The 21,363-nt window shown below is 62.7% G+C and carries 17 protein-coding genes and 2 pseudogenes; 6 read left to right on the top strand and 13 right to left on the bottom strand.

Features of this window, described 5'->3' with window-relative positions:
• Positions 1-9 precede the first annotated feature (9 nt).
• The 3 genes from CTP10_RS32155 to CTP10_RS32145 all read left to right on the top strand — a co-directional run bounded on the left by CTP10_RS32155 (position 10) and on the right by CTP10_RS32145 (position 2,063).
• Positions 10-351, top strand: coding sequence for a helix-turn-helix domain-containing protein (locus tag CTP10_RS32155; protein WP_116323146.1), 342 nt, complete (start codon positions 10-12; stop codon positions 349-351).
• Positions 348-1,583, top strand: coding sequence for a type II toxin-antitoxin system HipA family toxin (locus tag CTP10_RS32150; protein WP_116323147.1), 1,236 nt, complete (start codon positions 348-350; stop codon positions 1,581-1,583). The genes CTP10_RS32155 and CTP10_RS32150 overlap by 4 nt, the downstream gene beginning before the upstream one ends.
• A 123-nt stretch (positions 1,584-1,706) precedes the next feature.
• Positions 1,707-2,063: a hypothetical protein gene (locus CTP10_RS32145; RefSeq protein ID WP_233528404.1), complete on the top strand. Its 357-nt coding sequence runs from the start codon at positions 1,707-1,709 to the stop codon at positions 2,061-2,063.
• Positions 2,064-2,927: 864 nt separating this feature from the next.
• On the opposite strand, the gene fabI is transcribed toward CTP10_RS32145, so the two are convergent.
• The 6 genes and pseudogenes from fabI to CTP10_RS32115 form a co-directional block, all read right to left on the bottom strand.
• Positions 2,928-3,707 carry an enoyl-ACP reductase FabI gene (fabI, locus tag CTP10_RS32140; RefSeq protein ID WP_116323148.1) on the bottom strand — a complete coding sequence of 260 codons (780 nt, stop codon included), beginning with the start codon at positions 3,705-3,707 and terminating at the stop codon, positions 2,928-2,930.
• Between the two features lie 73 nt (positions 3,708-3,780).
• The gene (locus CTP10_RS32135; RefSeq protein WP_271816159.1) at positions 3,781-4,971 is read right to left on the bottom strand and encodes an acetate/propionate family kinase; all 1,191 of its coding nucleotides are present in this window, start codon (positions 4,969-4,971) and stop codon (positions 3,781-3,783) included.
• A 4-nt stretch (positions 4,972-4,975) separates the two neighbouring features.
• Positions 4,976-5,914: a phosphate acetyltransferase gene (locus CTP10_RS32130; RefSeq protein WP_233528514.1), complete on the bottom strand. Its 939-nt coding sequence runs from the start codon at positions 5,912-5,914 to the stop codon at positions 4,976-4,978.
• Between the two features lie 60 nt (positions 5,915-5,974).
• Positions 5,975-8,296, bottom strand: a pseudogene (locus CTP10_RS32125) (DUF3141 domain-containing protein).
• A 154-nt stretch (positions 8,297-8,450) separates the two neighbouring features.
• Positions 8,451-9,038 carry a DUF1344 domain-containing protein gene (locus CTP10_RS32120; RefSeq protein WP_116323607.1) on the bottom strand — a complete coding sequence of 196 codons (588 nt, stop codon included), beginning with the start codon at positions 9,036-9,038 and terminating at the stop codon, positions 8,451-8,453.
• Between the two features lie 213 nt (positions 9,039-9,251).
• Positions 9,252-9,473 (bottom strand): annotated as a pseudogene (locus CTP10_RS32115) (DUF3300 domain-containing protein); the annotation flags it as partial.
• A gap of 576 nt (positions 9,474-10,049) precedes the next feature.
• On the opposite strand from CTP10_RS32115, the gene cax reads away from it, so the two are divergent.
• The gene (cax, locus tag CTP10_RS32110; RefSeq protein WP_116323606.1) at positions 10,050-11,123 is read left to right on the top strand and encodes a calcium/proton exchanger; all 1,074 of its coding nucleotides are present in this window, start codon (positions 10,050-10,052) and stop codon (positions 11,121-11,123) included.
• Positions 11,124-11,317: 194 nt separating this feature from the next.
• Here cax and CTP10_RS32105 read toward each other — a convergent pair whose 3' ends face one another.
• The 7 genes from CTP10_RS32105 to CTP10_RS32075 all read right to left on the bottom strand — a co-directional run bounded on the left by CTP10_RS32105 (position 11,318) and on the right by CTP10_RS32075 (position 18,467).
• Positions 11,318-12,127, bottom strand: a complete 810-nt coding sequence (locus CTP10_RS32105; protein WP_116323605.1) for a c-type cytochrome — start codon at positions 12,125-12,127, stop codon at positions 11,318-11,320.
• On the bottom strand, positions 12,127-13,749 hold the full coding sequence (locus tag CTP10_RS32100; protein ID WP_116323604.1) for a cbb3-type cytochrome c oxidase subunit I: 1,623 nt from the start codon (positions 13,747-13,749) through the stop codon (positions 12,127-12,129). The genes CTP10_RS32105 and CTP10_RS32100 overlap by 1 nt, the downstream gene beginning before the upstream one ends.
• Complete coding sequence (locus tag CTP10_RS32095) at positions 13,736-14,329, bottom strand: cytochrome C oxidase subunit II (protein WP_116323603.1); 594 nt, start codon at positions 14,327-14,329, stop codon at positions 13,736-13,738. Before CTP10_RS32095 ends, CTP10_RS32100 begins: the two co-directional genes overlap by 14 nt.
• Positions 14,326-14,541 carry a hypothetical protein gene (locus tag CTP10_RS32090; protein WP_116323602.1) on the bottom strand — a complete coding sequence of 72 codons (216 nt, stop codon included), beginning with the start codon at positions 14,539-14,541 and terminating at the stop codon, positions 14,326-14,328. The genes CTP10_RS32095 and CTP10_RS32090 overlap by 4 nt, the downstream gene beginning before the upstream one ends.
• 5 nt (positions 14,542-14,546) lie before the next feature.
• Positions 14,547-15,860 (bottom strand): c-type cytochrome, encoded by a 1,314-nt coding sequence (locus CTP10_RS32085; RefSeq protein WP_116323601.1) that lies wholly within the window; start codon positions 15,858-15,860, stop codon positions 14,547-14,549.
• Positions 15,861-15,864: 4 nt separating this feature from the next.
• Positions 15,865-16,578 (bottom strand): c-type cytochrome, encoded by a 714-nt coding sequence (locus tag CTP10_RS32080; RefSeq protein ID WP_116323600.1) that lies wholly within the window; start codon positions 16,576-16,578, stop codon positions 15,865-15,867.
• Between the two features lie 725 nt (positions 16,579-17,303).
• Positions 17,304-18,467 carry a porin gene (locus CTP10_RS32075; protein ID WP_116323599.1) on the bottom strand — a complete coding sequence of 388 codons (1,164 nt, stop codon included), beginning with the start codon at positions 18,465-18,467 and terminating at the stop codon, positions 17,304-17,306.
• Positions 18,468-18,862: 395 nt separating this feature from the next.
• On the opposite strand from CTP10_RS32075, the gene CTP10_RS32070 reads away from it, so the two are divergent.
• Entirely contained in the window at positions 18,863-20,314 is a 1,452-nt protein-coding gene (locus CTP10_RS32070; RefSeq protein WP_199414739.1) for a glycosyltransferase, read from the top strand.
• Positions 20,314-21,342, top strand: a complete 1,029-nt coding sequence (locus CTP10_RS32065) for a hypothetical protein (protein ID WP_116323598.1) — start codon at positions 20,314-20,316, stop codon at positions 21,340-21,342. The genes CTP10_RS32070 and CTP10_RS32065 overlap by 1 nt, the downstream gene beginning before the upstream one ends.
• Positions 21,343-21,363: the final 21 nt, after the last annotated feature.

Raw genomic sequence — 21,363 nt, 5'->3', positions numbered from 1 at the left:
ATTTGCATCATGCCAAGAAAAGCCAGCGCCGTTTCCACCCTACCTGGCCCGGTCAGCCGGTCGCTGATTCAGCTCGGCCTCAACCTGCAAGTTGCCCGCAAGCGACGCAAAGAAACGATGGCGGCCTTCGCCGAGCGGATGCAGGTTTCCGTGCCAACGCTCCGGAAGATGGAGCAAGGCGATCCAACGGTGTCAGTCGCCGTTTATGCCATGGCGCTCTGGCTGGTCGGGCGCGTCAAATGGCTTCCCGAGATTGCCAATCCTGCCGCGGATGAGGTCGCGCTGGATCTGGAGATCTCCCGCGTGCAACGGCCTGCTGCCAAGTCGCAGTCCCAGTGGAAGAAAGCATGAACGGCCACCTGTACGTTTGGTTCTACCGACCTCACAGCCCTGAACCTGTGCTCTGCGGCCGCCTGGATCTGATCGGTGGTCGGCAGTGTCTGTTCTCGTACGCGCCTGATTATTTGCAGCGGAAGGACGCCATCGCGCTCTCGCCAGACTTGCCGCTCCGTGATGGCAAGTATTCGGCGCCGTCTGGCCTGGAGCTACACCCTGTCTTCGAAGACGCCGGACCGGACCGCTGGGGACGGCGCGTTATCGATCGGGCCTTCAACCCACGCAGACGTGCGGCGATTGACTACCTGGCCTTGGCCGGCGAGGACCGGATCGGCGCGCTCGGCTTTGCCGATCTTGCGGATCGGTATGAGGTCAATCATCCTCTCGTGTTCCATCGCGGGGATCTGCCAGGATTGCTCGAGGCCGCGCGCGCCGTCGAGCTGCAGCTGCCAATCGACGATCGCCTTCGCCAGTTGCTACGGCCAGGCGGCACCGCCGGCGGCGCTCGTCCCAAGGCGATTGTCGATGATGAAGGCAGTTCCTGGATCGCCAAGTTCCCAGCAGAGGGCGACGAGGTGGATTTCTGCGCGATCGAGCATGCCTCGCTCGTGCTGGCGCAAGCGTGCGGCATCGAGGCGCCGGAGTCCAGGCTTGTCCGTTTGGGCACGAAAAACACGCTACTGGTCAAGCGGTTTGACCGGAAACCTGGCGGCGACCGCATCCACTTCGCGAGCGCTCGCACGCTGCTGCTTGCCGAAGGCATCCCTGAGGAACAAATGTCCTACGCGGACATCGCGGAGGTCGGGCGCCGCTATTCACCCTCGCCTCTCGACGACTGTCTCCAAATGTTCCGACGCATGGTTTTGAACATCCTCATCGAAAACACGGACGACCATGCGAAGAATCACGCCTTCCTGCATCAAGGTGGCGAAAACTGGCGGCTGTCGCCGGTCTATGACATCCAGCCGCAATTGCAAGGCATTCCCTACCAGCAACTGATTGTCGGCGACCACGGCACTGACCCGACGCTGGAAAATGCCCTATCCCAGGCCACCCGCTTCATGCTCACGCCTGCGGAGGCACACGCTGAAGTCGAGCAGCTTCTGGACATCGTTTCTGGATGGAGGAACACCTTCGCGGAAGCCGGAGTTTCTGAGCAAGACATCGAGGCCTGCGCACGCTACATGATGCGTGACACCAACCTTCCCCCATTGCCAACGCGCCGTCGCACCCGAAGGAGTGTCTAGGCACTAAGCGCACGCCCCCCCGAGGGAGTTGTCCAAGGAGATCCGCTGTCCGGGCTTTCTCGCCAGTCCCTCAATGGAATCGAGCAGGGCACAGTCAACGCCACGCTCGATACGCTCGGCCGGTTGCTTGACGTGCTCGGCCTGGTGCTCGACGTCATCGACCCGGATGCGATCAGGAGCGCAGCCGGCAAGCCGACGCGGGCTTTATGGCTCGCGGCCAAGAGCGCCAGCGTCAGCTACAGCGGCGAGCTAACGCCAGAGGAGTTGGAGCAGGCGTTGGCATCCGGCGAGGTCCCGGCCCAACATCATGCTCAGCTGGCTCACGTACTCGAAGAAGCGCCGCTTCAGCTTGTCTGCAAGGTGGTGGCTGAAGTTGCCGCCAAACGGCACCGCGAAACTACGGACATCTGGAAAAACCTGCGGCGCCTGGCACAGACCCTCAATGCTACGCGCTCGGGCCTATGGGGTGATCGGTCGTGACTGCGCTTTGGGTGAGCGCACAACGCCACCCACTAGTAATCAATGATTGCGCGAGTCATCGGAGGTATCGGTATTGGCGCAGGTCCCACCTCCACCAATACTGTGCCCGGGCGGCTGCGATTTGCCCGCTACCACTTCCAGCCCTCGGCCATCCCGGCCGAGGGCTTTTTCTTGTGCCTCAAATCCGTCACTGTATTTGGCACGGCTGCGGCACGCATGTCACTGTAGACCCTGGCGGCACAATGACCGTACGCCCGCTCGCGGGGGGAGGCGAAGGCGACTGGATGACATGGCGCTCAAATGAGAAGCAGCTGCCCAGCCCGAGCAGAGGCAGCAGCGCCAGTGAACGCACAAAGATTCTAAAGGTTTCCATGTCGACCTCCCAGTCAGGTATGGCGGGCGGTGCGGGTGCCCAGCACGTAGGCTGTGAAAGTATAGGCATTGAAATGCGATCCGCCCTGCCCGCTCGCTCGCAAGCCGGCCGTGAATCCATCCGACACTCAGGCTAAGTCCCCGGCATCCGCCATTTGGCGCTTCCGGGTCGGCATAGGCGTTTCAGTCGTGGCGTGTGGGGCATGCTCGCGGTTCCCGTGGCGGCCTCGGCAGGTGCTTTCGCGGCGCACATTGCCAAGCTGACCGGAGCCATCGTGGTGGCAATTTAGATCATTGGCGTCGCGGTGGGTAAGCCGGGATTCATCCGGGCGAAGACCATGCTGCCTCAAAACTGCGGCCATCTGCCCTGAGGACACCATCGGGCCAGTTTGTCATGACAAAGCTTAAACTGTTGAGCGTGAACTTTATGCCGACTGGACACAGAGCGCTACCCTTTTCCCCACGTGATCCCAACCAGTGTTTGCTGGTGTCTCAAGCCATGATATTGACACCACCATCCACATATAGCGTTTCGCCAGACAGCCGCCTGGCATAAGGCGTCGCCAGGAACGCGCAGGTGTATCCCACGTCCATGATGTCAACCAGTTCTCCAAGCGGGGCACGCTGCACGGCGTCGGCGAGCATCACGTCGAAGTTCTTCAGTCCCGACGCAGCGCGGGTCTGGAGCGGACCGGGCGAGATCGCATGCACGCGGATGCCCTGCGGCCCTAGCTCGTATGCCAGGTAGCGCGCCACCGCCTCCAGGGCGGCTTTCACCGGGCCCATGACATTGTAGTTCGGTACCACCTTGTTGGCGCCGTGGTAGCTCATGGTGAACATCGTGCCGCCATCGCGCATCAGCGGCGCGGCTAGCCGGGCCATACGCACAAAGGAATGGCAGGACACATCCATGGCCTTGGCGAAGCCCTCCGCCGAGCAGTTGAGCAAGCCGCCCTGCAGGTCGTCCTTGGGGGCCCAGGCAACTGAATGCATCAGGATGTCGAGCTTCCCCCACTGCTCCCGGATCCGCGCGAACAGTGCCTCCATTTCGGTCTCGTTCGAGACGTCCAGGGGAAGGAAGATGGGGGCAGCAAGCGCCTGTGCTACCGGTTCGACATGCGGCCGCGCTTTGTCGTTGGCATAGGTGATCGCCACCTCCGCTCCCAATTCGTGGAAGGCTCTGGCGCAGCCGTAGGCGATGGAATGCTCATTTGCAATGCCACAGACCAGCGCTTTGGCATTGGCAAGGATCGGTTGTTGTTCGGCTGTCATGTCACATTCCCTGATGGTTTGTTGCTTCGGTGGCGCCGAACCGTGCCGAGCGCCAACCTGGCCGGGGTGGCTGTCATCGCGGATGCGCCGCGAGAATCTCCTGGGTGTGCCTTGCAATCATCAGTTCCTCATTGGTCGGGATGACCCAGACCGGTACCCGGCCCGAGGCCGAGCTGATGCGCGGTCCGTCGCCCGCATTGGCTTCGGCATCGACACTCACTCCGAGCCAGGCCGCCAGCCGGCATACGCGTTCGCGGATGGGCGCAGCATGCTCGCCGATGCCTGCGGTGAAGACCAGCGCGTCCAGCCCCTGCGCGGCAGCGGCGAGCGAGCCAAGTTCGCGGGCAATGCGATACGTGTACAACTCGACCGCAAAGCGCGCCTGAGCATCGTCGCTGGCGAGCAGCGCGCGCATATCGCTCGACACACCGGAGACGCCAAGCAGGCCGGATTTGCGGTAGATCAGGTCCTCGATGGCGCGGGCATCCATGCCGAGTTCGCTGATCAGGTACAGGATCACGCCCGGGTCGAGGCTGCCGCAGCGGGTTCCCATCGGCAGGCCGTCCACCGCAGTGAAGCCCATGGTGCTGGCCACGCTGCGGCCCGCCACCAGCGCGCACATGCTGCTGCCATTGCCGAGGTGGGCCACAACGGTGCGGCCCGCGGCCGCGCCCGCATCCACGCCTGGGAGGACACTCGCGATGTACTCGTAGGACAGTCCGTGGAAGCCGTAGCGCCTGACGCCTCGCGCAGTTATCTCCGCTGGCAATGCAAATGCCTGTGCCACTTCCGGCTGCGCCCGGTGGAAGGCGGTATCGAAACAGGCGACTTGCGGCAGTTCCGGACGCCGCTCGGCGAGGATGCGGATGGGCTTGAGGTTGTGGGGCTGGTGCAAGGGCGCGAGCGGGCAAAGCGTATCCAGTTCCGACAGTAACGCGTCGGTCACCCTTGCCGGCTGGGTGAAACGTACCCCGCCGTGCACCACCCGGTGCCCCACCGCGCTCAGCGTATGCCCTTCCCCATGGCCGCGCAGGAAGTCCGCCAGGAAGGCGATGGCACCTTCGTGCCCGAGCTCGGTGCCGGCGTCCCACCGCCTGGTCTCGATCTCGGCCCCCGCCGCATCGGTCGCGCGGAACGCCGGCGCCGTGTAAAGTCCGTCGAGGCTGCCGCGCAAGACAAGTTGCAGCGCATCGTCATGGGTATCGTAGGCGCAGTACTTGAGGCTCGACGAACCCGCATTCAGGACCAGGATCAGTTCGGCCATGGCATCACCCCGCCACCTTGCCGGACTCGCGGCGAGCCCTGGCCACCAGCGCGGCCACCGCGCACGACGCCAGCCGGGTCGTGACCGAGTCGGCGCGGCTGGTCAGGATGATCGGCACCCGCGCGCCCAGCACGATGCCCGCGGCGTCGGCCCCGGCCAGGAAGGTCAGGCTCTTGGCAAGCATGTTGCCGGCGTCCAGGTCCGGCACCAGCAAGACATTGGCGCGCCCCGCCACCGGCGAATCGATCTTCTTGATCCGTGCGGCATCCAGGTTGATGGCGTTGTCCAGCGCAAGCGGCCCGTCGACTACCGCCCCGGTGATCTGGTGGCGGTCGACCATCTTGCACAGCGCGGCAGCATCGAGCGTGGACGGCACCTTCGGGTTGACCGTCTCCATCGCCGAGAGGATCGCCACGCGCACCTCCTCGACCCGCAAGGCATGGGCCAGGTCGATCGCGTTTTGCAGGATGTCGGCTTTCTCGGCCAGCGTCGGCGCGATGTTGACGGCAGCGTCGGTGACGATCAGGGCGTCCTCGTGCCCCGGCACGTCCATCACGAAGCAGTGGCTGACGCGTCGCGCGGTGCGCAAGCCGCTGTCGCTCCTGACCACGGCCCCCATCAACTCGTCGGTGTGCAGGCTGCCCTTCATCAGGGCCTCGGCCTTGCTTTCGCGAACGAGTTGCACGGCTGCCGCGGCGGCTGCGTGACTGTGCTCGGCATCGACGATCGGGTAATCGCGGATATCAAGGCTGGCTGCGCGCGCAGCGTCCTCGATGCGCGAACGTGGCCCGACCAGGATCGGCGCGATCAGGCCCAGCCGTGCGGCCTCCACCGCGCCTTGCAGCGACGACTGGTCGCACGGATGCACCACCGCAGTTGGTGTAGGCGGCATGGTCTTGCAAAAATCAATCAGACGCTGGTACTTCTCATGCTTGGCGTTCACGGCTTGCTCCGTCAGGGTCATCGGTGACGGTCGCCCGCGATGCAGGCGACCCACGGCGTGCTAGGACGCGCGCTTGATCGGAACGGCCGCGCCACGCACGCGTTCCGGCTTGGTGCCAAGCACCGTGCTGACCTGCTCAAGCATGGCTGCCTGCTCGGCGGTGGGCGTGGTGCCAAGCACGCGCTCATCGGTTCGCAGCTTTTCCGCCAGGGCCTGCAGCCGCTGCCGGTCGGCCTGGTGCCTGAGCAGCGCCGGCAGCGTCTCAAGCGCCTGCTCGGGCGCGTACCGCGTGATCAGTTCCTGCTGGCCGCGGAGCTTGCGCCAGGCGTCCGGCTCTAGTTCCGGCAGCAGATCCGCATAGTCCGTGACCAGTTCCTTGCGCAACTCCAGCCGGGACAGCGGCAGCGGTTCCCCCTTGCGGCCCAGCAGGCAGGCCAGCCGGGCAATGGCCTCGGCGTATCCGCCTTGCCCCACCGCGGCCAGCGCCGCTCTGACTTCCGGCAACTCCCTGGGGTCGGTCACCGTCGGGGTACCCGCGCGGGCGGAAGGCTCGCTTCCGGGCAGGAACGGGAACAGGTTGGCGTACACGTTGAAAAAGGTGTACTCGGTCATCGCATCGCGCACGGCACGATATGCATCCAGACCGGCGCTGAGCATTTCCGCGCCCGCCTGCTCTTGCTGGCGCAGCGGATGGTCCGGCTCCAGCGCCTGCCGGCTGGCCCGGACCGCGTCGGCAGCAGGCTTCAACCAGGCCATCCACGGATTCAGGTCGGAGAACAACCAGTTCTGCATGCGCAGCGGATGGAATTCGCGCAGCACCCGCGCAGTCATCTCGTTGGACAGCGCCTGGACGTAAGGCTGCGCAAACAGCTCGTAGGCGCGCTGGGTGAAGTCCGACAGGTTGGCGACCCTCTCGAACGGCTTTTCGTCGACGCGCTCGAAGCGGTTAAGCCTGCTGGCGATCTCCTCCAGCGAGTGCTCCTCGAACTCGACCTCATACTCCACGCCAGCGCTGCCCTTGCGCTCATGGATGACCATGGCGTAGAGCCCCGGCGGCAGCAGTTCGATGCTCTTGAGCACCGAGACGATCTGCGCGTGCTCCTTCTGCGCGACCTTGCCGGAGACGAAGATGCCGAGATGGCCGACGTTTCGATGCATCATGCCGACGATCACCTGGCCGCGCGCCTTGATCTCCTCGGTGCTGCCATAGATGTCCACGACCCAGTTGAAAGCCTGCTGCGGCGGCGTGATGTTGTCACCCATCGAGGCAAACAGCACGATGGGCGAGCGGATCTCGCGCAGATCGAACGCCTTGCCGCCGGCGTTCTTGACGTCACCGCTCTAGAGCTTGTTGCCGACGAACAAATTGCGCGTGATCCATTCGATCTCCTCGCGGTTCATCAGGTAGTAGCCACCCCACCAGCGTTCGAACTCCAGGAAACGTGGCGGCTCGGTATCGGCCTTTTTGTACAGGTTGTAGTACTTGTCCCACAGACTGTTGGCCGGATTCAGGTTCTCGAAATTCTGGACTAACCAGGCGCCGTCAAACTTGCCGTTGCCGAGGTCAGCCGTATACGAGGCCAGCCAGGTCCCGCCCAGCAGTCCGCCGGAATAGCGCATCGGGTTGTCGCCCTCGCCCTCACTCCAGGCGCCGCTCCAGTACGACATCGGCGCGCCGTTGATGACGATCGGCCCGGTGTCGTCCGGGTCCGAGGCGCCAAGCATCATCGCGGCCCAGCCGCCCTGGCAATTGCCGATGATGGCGGGCTTGGCACTGTGCGGATGCAGCGCACGCACTTTCTTGATGAACTGCTGCTCGGCCTCGCACACGTCCAGCAGGGTCTGTCCCGGCTCGGGATCGCGGAAGAAGATGACGAAATACACCGGATGGCCGGCACGCAGTGCCACGCCGACCTGCGAGTCGTCCTTGAAGCCGCCGATGCCGGGACCATGGCCGGCACGCGGATCGATGATGACGTAAGGGCGGCGGCTATCATCGATCGCCACCCCGTCGGGCGGCGTGATCTTCAGCAGCGCATAGTTGACGGGCCGCTCAAACTCGCGCGCATCCAACACGGTCTCGTAGCCAAAATGCAGGACCGGCTTGAGCCCCTGCATGGTGTTTTCGACAAAGTTATTGCCCCGTTGCCTGAGCGTGTCCCAGAACAGGATGGCGCGCTGCATGCTGTCGACGGCATAGGCATAGCCGCTCATCGGGTCCATCCCTGCCGTCGGGATGGCCGGGCCAGCGCCCGGATCCCCAACGGCTTGCTGCACGCGGCCGCTATAGGCCTCCTGCGCATTCTTCAGGCGCTTTTGCAGCACCATGCCGGTCTTGAGGCCAACTTCACGCGCGTGAACCAGTTGCTTTGCTGCATCCATGCCGTTCTCCACTGGAAATGCTGTGACATGGGTGCCAAGGAGCCAGGGTTGGTTGCTATGGCGATCCCATAATAGTCCGTGACGCGACCGCGAACGCCAGGAAGAGGCCAGTACGGTCGGCGGGCTTGGCCTGTCCTGGAATGATCCGGTGCTGCTACTTGCCTGCGGCCGGCTGCACCGACACAGCAACCGCCTCGGTATAAACCGCTTCGACCCGGTCGCCCTTCTTGATGTCCTTAAGACGCTCCGGATCCTCAACCAGGAGGTCCACGGTACGTCCTTTTGGCCCCTTGAGGGTGACAGTCCTGGCGCTGGTGTTGACCGCGACAACGTCGGCGGTGGCGGTCACCTCACGGCCGACCATGCCGCCCGGCTTGGCTCCCGGCGACGCACGGTCCGAGATTTCGCGCTCGTGCATGGCAAGCGGCCCCTTACCCTTCTTGAGGCTGACGGTCAGGGCTTCTTTGTACTCGATCGTGACGGTATCGCCGACCTTGAGCTGTTCGAAGTTTCTAGCCTCCGGTCCCACCACGAGATCCGTCGATTTGCCGTCGGCGGATTTCAGCGAGACCGTTCGCGTCGGCGCATCGATCTTGACAATCTTGGCAGTGACTTTAGCCGTGCCGGTCGCCGCAGCCTGTCCGGGCGACTGCGTGACATCCACACGGGTTTCGGGTTGCGCCAATACAGAGGCGCTAGCCGCTACCATCACTGCAACAGCCAGAAGTGTCTTTCGTTTCATGCTGAATCCCCTTTGATCAGACTTGTATTGCGCCCATTTCGCGATGTCCTACGCCGCCCTCGCTTCAGTTAAAGCGTTCTCTCATGATCAGGGCAGTGATCTTGTGACTTTTCCAAAAAATGTCGTGGATGCGCCCCCGCAACTTGTCCAGGGTGTCGTCGTCGAGCGTATCGAAGGTCAGCCGCACGGCAGGCCTGGTACCGTCGCCCCCATCGCGGCCTGCACGATCTCAAGGGGATATGTGGAGGCCATCAGGACTTGCGACAGCACCGAATCAGGGTAGAGCGCGATGGGTGCGACCAGCGCCTCGAGTTCTTCCGGCTTGAACGGCGCCGGCTGGGCTGTCGCGTCCTGCGCCCGGGCGGAGAGCGCCAGCAAGGTCAGGCCCTCGAACATCCATGCGCGGATGCAGCGGCGCAGTACTCCTCCCTCCATAGCCAATCCCCCTCGCCCGACTGCCGGGCATCGACCCCCGCTGCACGCTATGACCACTTAGGCAGTCAATGACACGGTTGAAAGCATCGTAGCCAGCCCCGGACGTGCGTCTTGCTGCGTACTCTACCGTCACCCGTTGCTGCAATAGAACTGAATCTTTTCGGACGCCGAGATAAGAGAAATTTCTACCGGATGAATGACCAGTCCTACTGGACTTTGCGTGCGCTATGCTGAACTGGCGCGGTGCACACCCGCTCCCTCAATGGAGAACAATCATGAGGTGTCGCCTGCTAGGGCTGCAGTGTCGACTCTCACGCTGGCGCGTGTGGCACCCGGCGGTCCTTCGAAACCGCAGAAGCGCCATTGCTGACGAACGCGGCATGCTTGACGCGATTAGCGGCGATGGGCGAGACGGAAAAATAGATGGGCCTCATGCAGCCGAATCAGAATGGAGATGGATACAACGTAATCTGGGCGTCGGCTCTAGCAGCTTTAGCTCCCTTTTTATCCCTCCAGGTAGGCGATCGAAGGACGTTTTGAGGACGATCTGGCCTCACCGGACGAAGGAGGTCATCCATGTGGATGAATTTGCTTCTCATTTTTGTCCCGATCGCGATCGCCCTAGAATTCCTGGCCGCTGATCAACATCTCCTAATCTTTATTGCGTCTTCTCTGGCGATCCTGCCGCTGGCGGGATGCATGGGCCATGCCACCGAGCAATTGGCGGAGCGCATGGGAGAGGCGGTCGGGGGACTGCTCAATGCAACGTTCGGCAATGCAGCGGAACTTATCATCGCACTGGTCGCCCTGCGTGCCGGCCTGCACGAAGTGGTGGAAGCCTCCATCGTCGGTTCCATTGTCGGGAACCTACTGCTGGTGTTTGGCGCCGCAATGCTCGCTGGAGGCATTCGGTATCCTGAGCAAATGTTTAACCCGCGTGGCGCGCGTTCTCAGGCAACCATGCTGATATTGTCTGCCGTGGCTCTGATTCTTCCCGCCACCTTCGAAGCGGTAGAGGGAAAGACAGCAGGGCTGCACCGACTCAGCGTCTGGATTTCGTTCGCACTCCTGGTCGTCTATGCGCTGTATCTGCTGTTCTCGCTGGTCACACACCCTGCGCTGTTCCGAAGTGCCTACGAGGCTCGAAGCGTTGGCACCGAAGGCGAGGAGATAAAGTCTAACCCTTCTTCCTCAGGGCGGGCGCTGGCATTATTGGCGGCGGCCACCGTAGGAACAGCCTGGGTGAGCGAGATCATGGTGGGGTCGCTTGCCCCGCTTATGCGCGACTACGCACTGAGCGACATTTTCGTCGGCGCATTCGTGGTCGCAATCCTCGGCAATGCAGCCGAGCATGCGTCGGCCATTACCGCAGCCCTCAGGAACCGGATGGATCTATCGTTTTCCATTGCGGTTGGTTCAAGTGTGCAGGTGGCGCTGTTTGTCGCGCCAGTGCTGGCGCTGGCAAGCCACTTTCTGGGACCAGCCCCGATGGATCTGGCCTTCCGTCCCGCTCTTGTTCTGATTGTGGTCCTCTCCGTCGTGGTCACGGCACAAATGGCGAGCGACGGCCACGCCGACTGGTTCAAGGGCGCACAACTCTTGGTCGTTTACATCGCCCTTGCCCTTACTTTTTTCTTCCTGCCACGCTAGCCCGTCATTCTGGCAAGGGCTGCTGGCGGCCCACGTCAGCGCCCCATGCGGCGGTCATAGCTGCGTGAAATGCGGTCAAGCAAACCGGTATCGCGAGGATTGGCTGCGTTGAACTCCACCCGCACGCTGCCGTCGCCCTGCTGGCGAACAGTGGCCGTAACGGTATCGCCGCTGGGGCAGCTTCGGGAAACCGCCTAGCGCCCTTCTGCCGCACTGTACTTTCTTGCGTAGAAATTCGAAACTTCCTCGATCTCGTGATCGGTCATCGCTCGCGCCATATTGCGCATCTGCGCCTCGCTGTCATTGCGGCGGGTACCCTCGCGGAATGCGCGCAACTGGCTTGTCAAATAGGCGTGCGGCATGCCTTCGAGCCACGGCGCGCCGAATTTCTGATCCACGCCCCCGTGGCAAGAAATGCAGGGCGCCACATTGCGCAACGGGTCTCCCACGCGCACCAGGGCGGGCAGGTTCTCGTTGTAGGTCGTCGGAGCCGTGCGGGCCCTTGGAAGCGAAGCGTAGTAGGCCGCGAGATCGGTGATGTCGCGCTCGGAGAGATTGCGGGAAAGCGTCTCCATGATCGGACTATTACGCTTACCTGCCTTGTAGTCCTGCATCTGCTTGATGACAACTTCGGGATACTGTCCGGCGAGGTTGGGGGCATTGGATGCGCTCATACCCTGCGCGCCGTGGCACATGGTGCAGTTCAGCGCGAGCGTGGCACCCCGGCCTACGGCGTCGGCCGGCGCCGCATTTGCCATTGCGCGGTCCAGCACGACGTTGGTGGCCACGTGGCCGGTCCGCGCAGCACTGTTGCCGGCCCATTCGGACGGTACGCCCGCAGCACGGCAGATGGTGTCCCACAGTCCACGCACGGTAAAGTCGCCTTGCGCCATGGGCAGCCACAGAAAGCCGACCAGCATCAGCAGGGCGGTGATTACAGCCAGAGCCACCACGCTCTGCCTGCCGAGCGGGCTGCGCTCCGGGGGCGTAGGGTTGTCTTGCATCAGCGGCTCCCGATGGGCACCACCGGCACGCGGGCGTTGTCCAGCATGGCCAGTTGCACGATGGGATAGCCATAGTTGACCAGCGTCAGCGCGATCATCATGCCCACCCACAGCGCGAAGCCGTTCAGCGCGGCTGGCGGGCGGGCACCGGGATGCAGCGGCTGGCTAAAGGTGTAAGGGGTGGGCACCGGCCCGGGGCGTCGCTGGGCGCGGGCGAGGATCAGCACAAACAGGATGGCCGAGACGACCATTGCCAGCCCCCCGAAGGTGGAGGCGGTTACCGTCCATGCCTGCGGCTGGAGCGCCGGGTGGGTGTAGTCGTAATAGGCCATGCGGCGCGGCATGCCAAGCAGGCCAACCCAGTGCCACGGCAGCGACAGCACCAGCATGCCGAGGAACCACAGCCACAGTTGCAGGCGCACCAGCCCCGATTGCAGCGGCGCGCACCCAGTGAGCTGCGGCCACAGGTCATAGGCGACCACCATGTACATGATGACAATGGCGCCAGCGAAGATCAGGTGGAAATGTCCGGTGACCCACTGCGTGTTGTGTATTGTCTCGTTGAGCTGGTAGCTCATGTTGATAATGCCGCCTGCGCCGCCCAAGCCGAGCATGATGAAGGAGAACGTTACCGCCAGCATCATCGGGTTGCGCCACGGTAGCGCCGTCAGCCAGCCGAACACGCCCTTGCCGCCGCGCAGCCGCCCCGCGATCTCCACCGAGGCGACGATGGTAAACACCGTGAGCAGCGTGGGCACTGACACCAGTGCTGTCATGGCTGCATGCACGAACTTGAAGCCCGCGCCGACCTGCGGATCGGCAAACAGGTGATGGATGCCAATGGGCATGGAAAAGACGAGGAACAGCGCGAAGGCTACCCGCCCCATCGTGTCGCTGTAGAGCCGCCCGCCGATGGCGCGCGGCACGATGCTGTAGAAGGCCACGTAGGCCGGGATCAGCCAGAAGTAGACGATGGCATGCAGTGTCCACGAAAAAAAGACTCGCGATAACCCGGCGTTGATGGTGTCGGTCAGCCCGAGCGACGCAGGCAGAATCAGCACCAGGACCTCGACCGCGGCACCCACCGACGTCCACGCCCACAGGTAGGCGCCGGCCACTGTGCCGTACAGCGCCAGGGGAACGGTCGCGCCGGGGTTGTCTCGCCGCCAGGCGTGCAGATTCACCGACATCAGCGCCACCCACACCCACGAGCCCACCACCACCAGCACCACGCCGAGGTAGTAGAACGGGCTGCCGATCATGGGGGGGTAGAAGGTATAGAGCACTGACGCCTTGCCCAGTCCCATGGCGATGGCCGCCAGTCCCGTGCCGGCAATCACCAGCCAGAAGCCGAGCCATGCCCAGCGCAGCCCCAGCAGAGGCCGCTTCAGCGACAGCTCGGTGATCGCATAGCCGAATCCCATTGCCACCAGCGTGGGCAGCACATAGGCCATGACCGTGCCGTGGGCGGTGACGGAGCGGTAGTAGTGCTCGGGATTGTTGACCCACTGCGCCAGCGGGCTGCGGATGAACATCTGCCATTCGCCAAGCAGAAGGGCACCGAGGAAGGCAACGAACGCCACCCAGAAATGCGCGAGGACGAGCTTTCTAGCGAGAAACACAGTTCATCCTTTCCGCGCCACGCGCGCGGGCCATGAACTCCTCTCGGGGCAGGACCTGCACCCGCGCCCACATCGCCTCGTGACCCGTGCCACAGTACTCGTGGCAGGGCATCAGGTGCTCGCCGGCCTTGGGGAAGGTGGTGGTGAAAGTGGCCACGAAGCCGGGAATGAGCATGGTGTTGGCGTTGGTCGTGCCGACGATGAAGCCGTGGATGGCGTCGGCGGCGGTGCCGCGGAAGGTGACGGGCACCCCTGCAGGCACCACGATGCATTGTGGCTCGAATGAGTACTGCTGAGCGATGAGCCGCACCGTGACCTTGCCATCGGCGTCCACGGCGGTGCCCAGGTTGCCCTCGGCGAATTCGCCGCGCAGGTGCAACGTCTTAACATCCACCGTCTCCACCCGCGATGGCGGCATCGACGCCCAGTGCAGCCCGGCGAAGATCATCAGAAGAATAATCACGACAATGATGAGTCCGACCACCACGGCCCAGCGCCGCTCGGCCGCGACCGCGACCGCCTCGGCGTGATGGCCGTCCGGGGCGGCGGACGGTCTGGAAGGCGGCGTTGCTGCGTTCACTGGACTATCCCCCTCGGCACGTGGATGAAAAACCAGAAGGCGAGGTAGATCAGCACGACGATAGCCGTGGCCACCCCTGCCACGGCGAAGGCGCCGGTGGGTCCTGCGCTGACCACGCGATGCACGTCGGCCTCGCTGGGCTCGATGGGCTCGGAATGGTCAGGATCGGGGGCGACCGGTTTCGCGCTGGGTATCGGACTGGGTATGGTCATCGGATTCACTCCGGCAGCAGCTTGCGCAACTCATTCACCTGGCTTGGAGCGACCGGCGTGCCGGCATTGCCCCACGCTACGCGGATATAGGTAACGACAGCGGCAGCCTTGTCGTCGTCAAGAATGTGCGAGAACGGCGGCATGCCGTGTGGACGAGGATTCTTGGCGGTGCCGGGCGGATAGCCGCCATTGAGGACCATGCGGATGGAATTGACCGGCGAGGCCATCGTGATCGACTGGTTGCCAGCCAGTGGCGGGAAGGATGGCGGATGGCCCTTGCCGTCATCGCCATGGCACATCGCGCACTGCTGCGTGTAGACCTGCCGACCCAGTTCCATCACCGCCGGCTGGACCAGTCGCGCCTGGCTGGTAGGAGGCGGCTCGGCGTCGCGCGGCGGCAGTGACTTCAAATAGACGGCCATTGCTTCCACGTCCGCATCGGTCAAGTATTGCAGGCTGTTGTAGACCACTTCGGCCATCGGTCCATACACCGTGCCCCGGTGAGAAATGCCCACCTGCAGCAGGTCGGTTATATCCTTGATCGGCCAGTTGCCCAGTCCCGCTTCCCGATTGGAGGTCAGGGACGGTGCATACCAGTTCTGGTTGGGAATCATGCCGCCCTCGAATTCCTTCGATTCGCTGGAGCCGCCCAGCGCATTGATGGCGGTGTGACACATCGCGCAATGGCCTAGCCCTTCTACCAGGTAGGCACCTCGGTTCCACTGTGCCGTTTGCTTCGGATCGGGCTGGTACTCGCCTTCCTTGAAATACAGGGTACGCCAGCCGATCAGCAACTCGCGCTTATTGAATGGAAAGCGCAGCTCGTGTGGCCGGTTGGCATGCTTCACCGGCGGCACAGACATCAGGTAGGCATAGATGGCGTCCGAATCCTCGCGCGTCACCTTCGTATACGAGGCGAACGGCATGGCGGGGTAAAGCAGCGTGCCATCGCGCGAGACGCCGGTGTGCATCATCTTGTAGAAGTCGTCCGCGCTCCACCGGCCGATACCGGTCTCATCGTCGGGGGTGATGTTGGGCACGTAAAGGTTGCCAAAGGGGGTGGCCATGGGCCGTCCACCGGCAAAGGGTTTTCCATTTGGCTCGGTGTGGCAGGCCACGCAATCGCCTGCGCGGGCCAGGTACTCGCCCTTGGTGATGACCTGGGTGGCAGCGCCGACCGGCCCGGCAGGAGCGGCCTTGGTCGGTGGCGAGCCCGCCTGCTGCGGCGCCGAGGGGGTACGCTGCATGAGGCGTGTCGCCAGCACCACGACGGCGACTATGACCGCAGCGCCGAGGATGAGTCGTGGCCAGCGTTTCATTGCATCACCGCTGGCTGCCGCAAGCCAGCGGCATGCGAACGAGGTTTGAGGATTCCGGCGACGGGTCGCTGGGGGCAGGCTGCTGCGACAGCCACTCAGCCACCGCAGAGACGTCGGCGTCGCTCAGCCGACCGGCGATGCGCTTCATGCAGTCGGGCTCGGCCGCATGGCGCTCGCCTACCTTCCATCGCGTGAGCTGGCCGACAATATACGCGCGGCGCAGCCCGACCAGCCCTGGAATACCCGGTTCCATCCCGGTCAGCCCGTTGCCATGGCAGGCGGCGCAGGCCGGAATGCCCTGGCCAGCATCGCCCTTGGTCACAAGCGCCTGACCGCGTGCGAGCACGGGTGGCGCGGCGTTGGTGCTCTCCTTGGGCGCGAAGGGCGGCCGAAGCTTGGCGAAGTACTCGGCCATTTCCTTCAGGTAGGGGTCGGGCAGGTAGGCCACCAGGTAGTTCATCGGCGGATAGCGCCGCGTTCCGTCGCGAAAGGCCGCTAACTGGTTATAAAGGTACCCTGCCGGTTTGCCGGCTATGCGAGGGAAGTAGCCGTTTGCTGTGCCTTGGCCACTCTGGCCATGACAGGTCACGCAGCCTTGCACCCTGGCTTCGAGGGAGTCCACTTGCCTGAACGCCGGAATCGCCTCAGGTTGCGCGATCCCGACCAAGGGGAAGACTAGTAGAGTCGCGAGCGGCGGAAACTTCCATGTGGGGCGCATGGTCGGTGTGCCGTGTGAGATGCATCAAGCGTAGCCGCCAAGCGTCGCGTGTCAAGCCAAAAGGCAACCTGAATAGGACTTGCATTCGAGGAACCAGCTTTTTGCGCCATATGCCCCATGACGAATTCGGCCATAGCAGAGGACCGGTCGTCTGCCATCGCTTGGGCGCGGTCTCGTCAGAATGCGGTGGGCGACAGGTCCAGCCCGCCGCTAGAATCGATCGAAATGCGATAGCGGACCGTCGAAGCTGGATTAAGCCTTACCTCCCTCTCCTTTAACCCTCCGGGACACATCACTGAAGTCTGGGCGCCAAGAATGATCGGCCCCGGTTTAGCGTAAAACCGGGCTACCTCACCTGATCTGAGTCGGCCCACTTCCTTCCCGTCCACTGATAGGACTGTATCGCAGGCGCTGCCGTAGAACCCTTCATCCCGGGTCACGATTAACGTCGCGAAATCGCCAGGCGGCGGCGTTTGCAATCCGCTAAGTCGTTCTGAAGGTGCTGGCGCCGCCTTGGTCGCCGTTATGGGGGTGGTCGAGCATGCGCACGTCAGCGTTGTCGCGACACAGACAGGAAAGATTATGGTTCGAATCAGCACGTCACTCTCCAGAATGCTCCAACTTGTCCAAGGGAACAAAGCGATGGTTGTGAGTTGATTTTTGCCATTTCAAGCTGAATCGTGTTATCCAGCTGTGGAAAATAGGCCTTCTCACTTATGGTCCACTCAAAATCTGTGCCGGACGCCCAAGGCGACGCCGAACATGTTGCTCTGGCCGTTGCCCAAAACATAGCTGTTACCTAGTGACAGGCTGTTGGCATAGAAAGTCGCCAGCGACTCAAGCATCAACCCCGCGTTCTTGGCGTAGGCCGTAGTCATGTAGAGATCAGTGCGTTTGGATAGCGCATAATCGGCGACGAAGGAGATCTGCCACGGGTTGGCCACGCTCGTGTTGCCGTAAAGGTTCTTGAGATCGTCGTAGTTGTACTCGAGCGTGAGCGCAAGCGCCGGCGTGACCTGGTAGTTTGCCCCTATCCAGTAGAAGTCATCCCGCTGAATCAAGGCATCGGCCGCATTCCTGTTCTGGCCCCAGCGGTAGCCGCCCATGATCTTGGCGGGGCCGAAGGCATAGCTGGCGCCTACTACGGCCTTCTTGACGGTGCCGGTGCCGGTGCCGATGGTGGGATTCCACTGATCATAGCCGGCTGTCGCGGCGAACGGGCCGAACGTATAAGCTAGCGCCCCGCCATAGGCGGTGTCGCGTCGGAACTGCCCCGGCACTTCGCCATTGCCGCCGATCGGAATGGGGAACCCTACCGAGGGCGGCAGGGCTACCCCGACGCCGAAGGACCAGTGCGCAAGCGCCGTCAGTCCTCCGAACTTCCCGGTGTACTTGACGGTGTTGTCCGCGCGGTAGTTGGGGCCGGACTGCATGACGACCGGTTCATACTGCGTGGCATAGGCGGTTGGAGAGAAGTTGGCCAGCGCCTCGAACATCGAAGTGTACTGACGGCCCAGGCTGACCTGGCCAAAACGGTCGCTTTGGACGCCCACGAATGCCTGGCGGCCGAACAGACGGCCGCTTTGCTGCGACAAGCCGTTGTCGATGCCAAAGCCGCTTTCCAGCACGAAGATAGCCTTGATGCCGCCGCCCAGGTCCTCGTTGCCGCGCAGGCCCCAGCGGGAGCCGGAAAGTCCTCCCGAAGTCAGCCGGTAGGCGTCGTTGCCCGGTCCCGGATTAAACCCGTTGGCGGCCGTCGGCACGACGCCCGCGTGGTTGACGTATTCCAGGTTGGCGTCGATCACGCCGTACAGCGTGACGCTTGACTGCGCAAGGGTTGCTAGCGGCCAACCCATCAGTGATGCCAGGGCCATCCTTTTCAGTACCATGCCCGCTCTCCTCTTATTATCTTCTTCGTGGTGGGTCCAGTCCAATGCGTTGCTTGTTGCATGCCCTGACCTTACAGCATGCTGCCGGGCAGCATGTTCGAGCATAGGAGGCAGTCCGTTCTCCGCCAACATCCGATGAATGAAAACCGCGTGAAGCGCAACACAGTGTCGGCCAATTGCAACAGTCGCCTGCGCCGCATGCTCCGTGCCCGCTCTGAAGCTTCACCGTGCGCTCAACAACAGCCATGGCAATACCTGGCGTGATCCACGACATGCGGACGCACAGCTCTCGGACAGAGTCCAGACCCAAGATGTCTCAAGGTATGGCCGGGCTCGGTCTATGGAACGGCAAGATAGAAATCGAGGCCATCGCCTATAAGACTTGAAGCCGGAACGTGCACGCCACGGTCCGCGCGAGCGTCGCGCCAAAGTTCAAATTGCGCACTATATTGGACTGGCGCTGTCGCAATATGCCGGCGGCGCCACTGGAAACCGGCCACGCCATGCGCACCGAAGACATCGACCCAGTACATTCCCGGCCGTTTGGTGCCGGGCCAGGCTCGCTCGGCATCCGCGGTTTTGGCTGCGCCCTGGTTATGGCCACTGCATGGCTTGGCGTTTCTTTATGGTTGGCGTTGCCCTGGATGGCCGGACTTGCGGAAAGGATCGGCTCGGTACCTACATGGCTGATCGTCGGTGGCATTGCGCTGGCGCCAGGGTTCATGAACGCCTTTCAGACCGCCAGTCTGCTGCAACGCCCAAGCGCTCGCTACCGCGAACCCATTGCCTACCCCGCCCTGACAGTCCTGATCGCGGCCTATAACGAGGCCGACCAGATCGCCAATGCCTTGCGCTCTCTTCTGGGCCAGAAGTACTCTGCGCCGTTGGACATTATTGTCATTGACGACGGTTCCCATGACGGAACCGCAACGATCGTACGCGAGACGTTCCCGGAAGTACGTGTGATTGCGTTGGCATGCAACGCGGGCAAGGCGGCAGCGCTCAATCGTGGACTGGCTGTCGCGCACCATTCTCTGGTCGTCACCGTCGACGGCGACAGTTGGCTACATGCCGATGCGCTCCGTTATCTGGTACTGGAGTACGTGAATGGCCCACCCAATACCGCAGCGGTTGCCGGCGCCGTATTCGTGGGCAACGGGGACAGGAGTTGGTCGTCTCGCGTCCAATACTGGGACTACTTGCATGGCATAGCGGCGACCAAACGCACGCAGGCCGCTTATGGCGGCACGCTGGTCGCCCAAGGTGCCCTGTCACTGTACCGTACCGATCTGCTGCGAGAAATCGGGGGGTGGCCACAAAGCCTTGGCGAGGATATCGTCCTCACCTGGGCGTTGTTGTCTCGAGGATACGACGTCGGCTACGCCGAGCGGGCGCTCTGCTTTACCAACGTGCCGGAAACTTTCGGCGGCTTGCTACGGCAGCGGGCTCGCTGGGCGAGAGGCATGGTCGAGGCCTTCCGTCATCACCCGGGCATTCTGCGCCAGCGCCGCATCACAACATTTCTGGTTGGCTGGAATCTGCTTTTCCCGTGGCAGGACCTGGCCTTTACCTTTGCGTTTATTCCGGGCCTGGTACTCGCACTGTTCGGTCAGTACTGGTTGGTTGGTCCAGTGACGCTGGCGTTGATCCCATCGGCCGGCCTTATCGGCTTCGTGATGTACCGGATGAGCGCGAAGGTGTTTCAGCAGGCAGGCTGTACGGTAGCGTGGGATCCGCTGGCGCTTGTCTTCTACACGCTGGCCTACGGACTCATCAATCATCCGGCCAGTTTGCGTGGCTACCTCGCCGAATTGTTCGGACAGGCGAAAACGTGGGGTACGAAATAATGGTCGTGCGCTTCCTGCCAGTGCTGCTCCTTGCGGTCGCTGTCAGCGCGGCCGCATCCGATGAGGTGGTCGACAAACGCCCGCCCGGACAGAGCCCCGACCTCTTCGAGTCGCCTGAATATGACCCACTGACCGGGATAACAACCGACTATTTTGGGACCCGCGATACGACGGGGTTCAAGCGGGATTCGCTCCGTCTTGGTGGAATGATTCACTATGCATCCCGGTACGACTTTGTCAGCGTTGGCGTGTCTCGCGATGAATTCCGCCACGGCGATTGGACTGGCATTGCTGACTCCATCCTGGTCGAAGGGCGGAGAGTCAATCAGCGTACCGCAGAAGGGATCACTGGCCGATTGGCGGTTACCACGAATACCGGGCATCCTCAATGGCATGGGGAGGCCACATGGAACGTGCGCTTTGGAGAGCGTGGCGGTGTCGAGCTTATTGCGAATCGCGACGCTGTAGAGAGCGAAGCGGCTCTCCAGAATAACATCCTCTCCAATTTCCTTGCGGCAAGCTTTGACTACGCGCCCACCGAGCGTCTGACGATGATAGCCATGCCAACCTGGCGGCGATTTACCGATGGCAACAAGCAGCTTGGCGGGCGAGCGTGGCTGATCTTTACCCCGGTGCCGGAGAGCGGGATCGGCATTGAACTGAAGGGACAGGGCTTTCACGGTAGCGGGCAACCCCAGCAGATGTATTTCAATCCAGAGGAGTACCGCAAGGCAGAGGCGGGACTACGGTTGCGGCGTTCGTTTGGCGATTGGCGGGTTTTTGCGTATGCCCGCTTGGGCCACGAATGGATCGATCACCACATTGACAAGCCGACGGCAGAATTTGGAATCTCCGCCAGACGCACCTTCAGCAACGGCATCACCGCCGCGGTGCAGTTCGCCTACAGCCGAAGCTCCTATTCGGATGCAGTCCAGAACCTCAACGAAAATTACGGATGGCGCATGCTGAGAGTCGTCGTCGTATTGCCTTTCGACCGCCTTTTCACTTCTTCTCAGGTACCTGATTGAAGTCTCGCCGTCGCAGCACGT

It is taken from the genome of Cupriavidus sp. P-10, assembly GCF_003402535.2.
In the GTDB taxonomy this organism is placed as follows: Bacteria; Pseudomonadota; Gammaproteobacteria; order Burkholderiales; family Burkholderiaceae; genus Cupriavidus.
The sequence above is the reverse complement of the archived record's forward strand: the minus strand, read 5'-3'. Positions and strand labels throughout refer to the sequence as shown.

Excerpts from the sequence above, each read along its gene's own strand:
- CTP10_RS32155 (WP_116323146.1), top strand. The coding sequence starts at position 10 with ATGCCAAGAAAAGCCAGCGCCGTTTCCACCCTACCTGGCCCGGTCAGC.
- CTP10_RS32150 (WP_116323147.1), top strand. The coding sequence starts at position 348 with ATGAACGGCCACCTGTACGTTTGGTTCTACCGACCTCACAGCCCTGAA.
- fabI (WP_116323148.1), bottom strand. The coding sequence starts at position 3,707 with ATGACAGCCGAACAACAACCGATCCTTGCCAATGCCAAAGCGCTGGTC.
- CTP10_RS32135 (WP_271816159.1), bottom strand. The coding sequence starts at position 4,971 with ATGGCCGAACTGATCCTGGTCCTGAATGCGGGTTCGTCGAGCCTCAAG.
- CTP10_RS32120 (WP_116323607.1), bottom strand. The coding sequence starts at position 9,038 with ATGAAACGAAAGACACTTCTGGCTGTTGCAGTGATGGTAGCGGCTAGC.
- cax (WP_116323606.1), top strand. The coding sequence starts at position 10,050 with ATGTGGATGAATTTGCTTCTCATTTTTGTCCCGATCGCGATCGCCCTA.
- CTP10_RS32105 (WP_116323605.1), bottom strand. The coding sequence starts at position 12,127 with ATGCAAGACAACCCTACGCCCCCGGAGCGCAGCCCGCTCGGCAGGCAG.
- CTP10_RS32090 (WP_116323602.1), bottom strand. The coding sequence starts at position 14,541 with ATGACCATACCCAGTCCGATACCCAGCGCGAAACCGGTCGCCCCCGAT.
- CTP10_RS32085 (WP_116323601.1), bottom strand. The coding sequence starts at position 15,860 with ATGAAACGCTGGCCACGACTCATCCTCGGCGCTGCGGTCATAGTCGCC.
- CTP10_RS32080 (WP_116323600.1), bottom strand. The coding sequence starts at position 16,578 with ATGCGCCCCACATGGAAGTTTCCGCCGCTCGCGACTCTACTAGTCTTC.
- CTP10_RS32075 (WP_116323599.1), bottom strand. The coding sequence starts at position 18,467 with ATGGTACTGAAAAGGATGGCCCTGGCATCACTGATGGGTTGGCCGCTA.
- CTP10_RS32065 (WP_116323598.1), top strand. The coding sequence starts at position 20,314 with ATGGTCGTGCGCTTCCTGCCAGTGCTGCTCCTTGCGGTCGCTGTCAGC.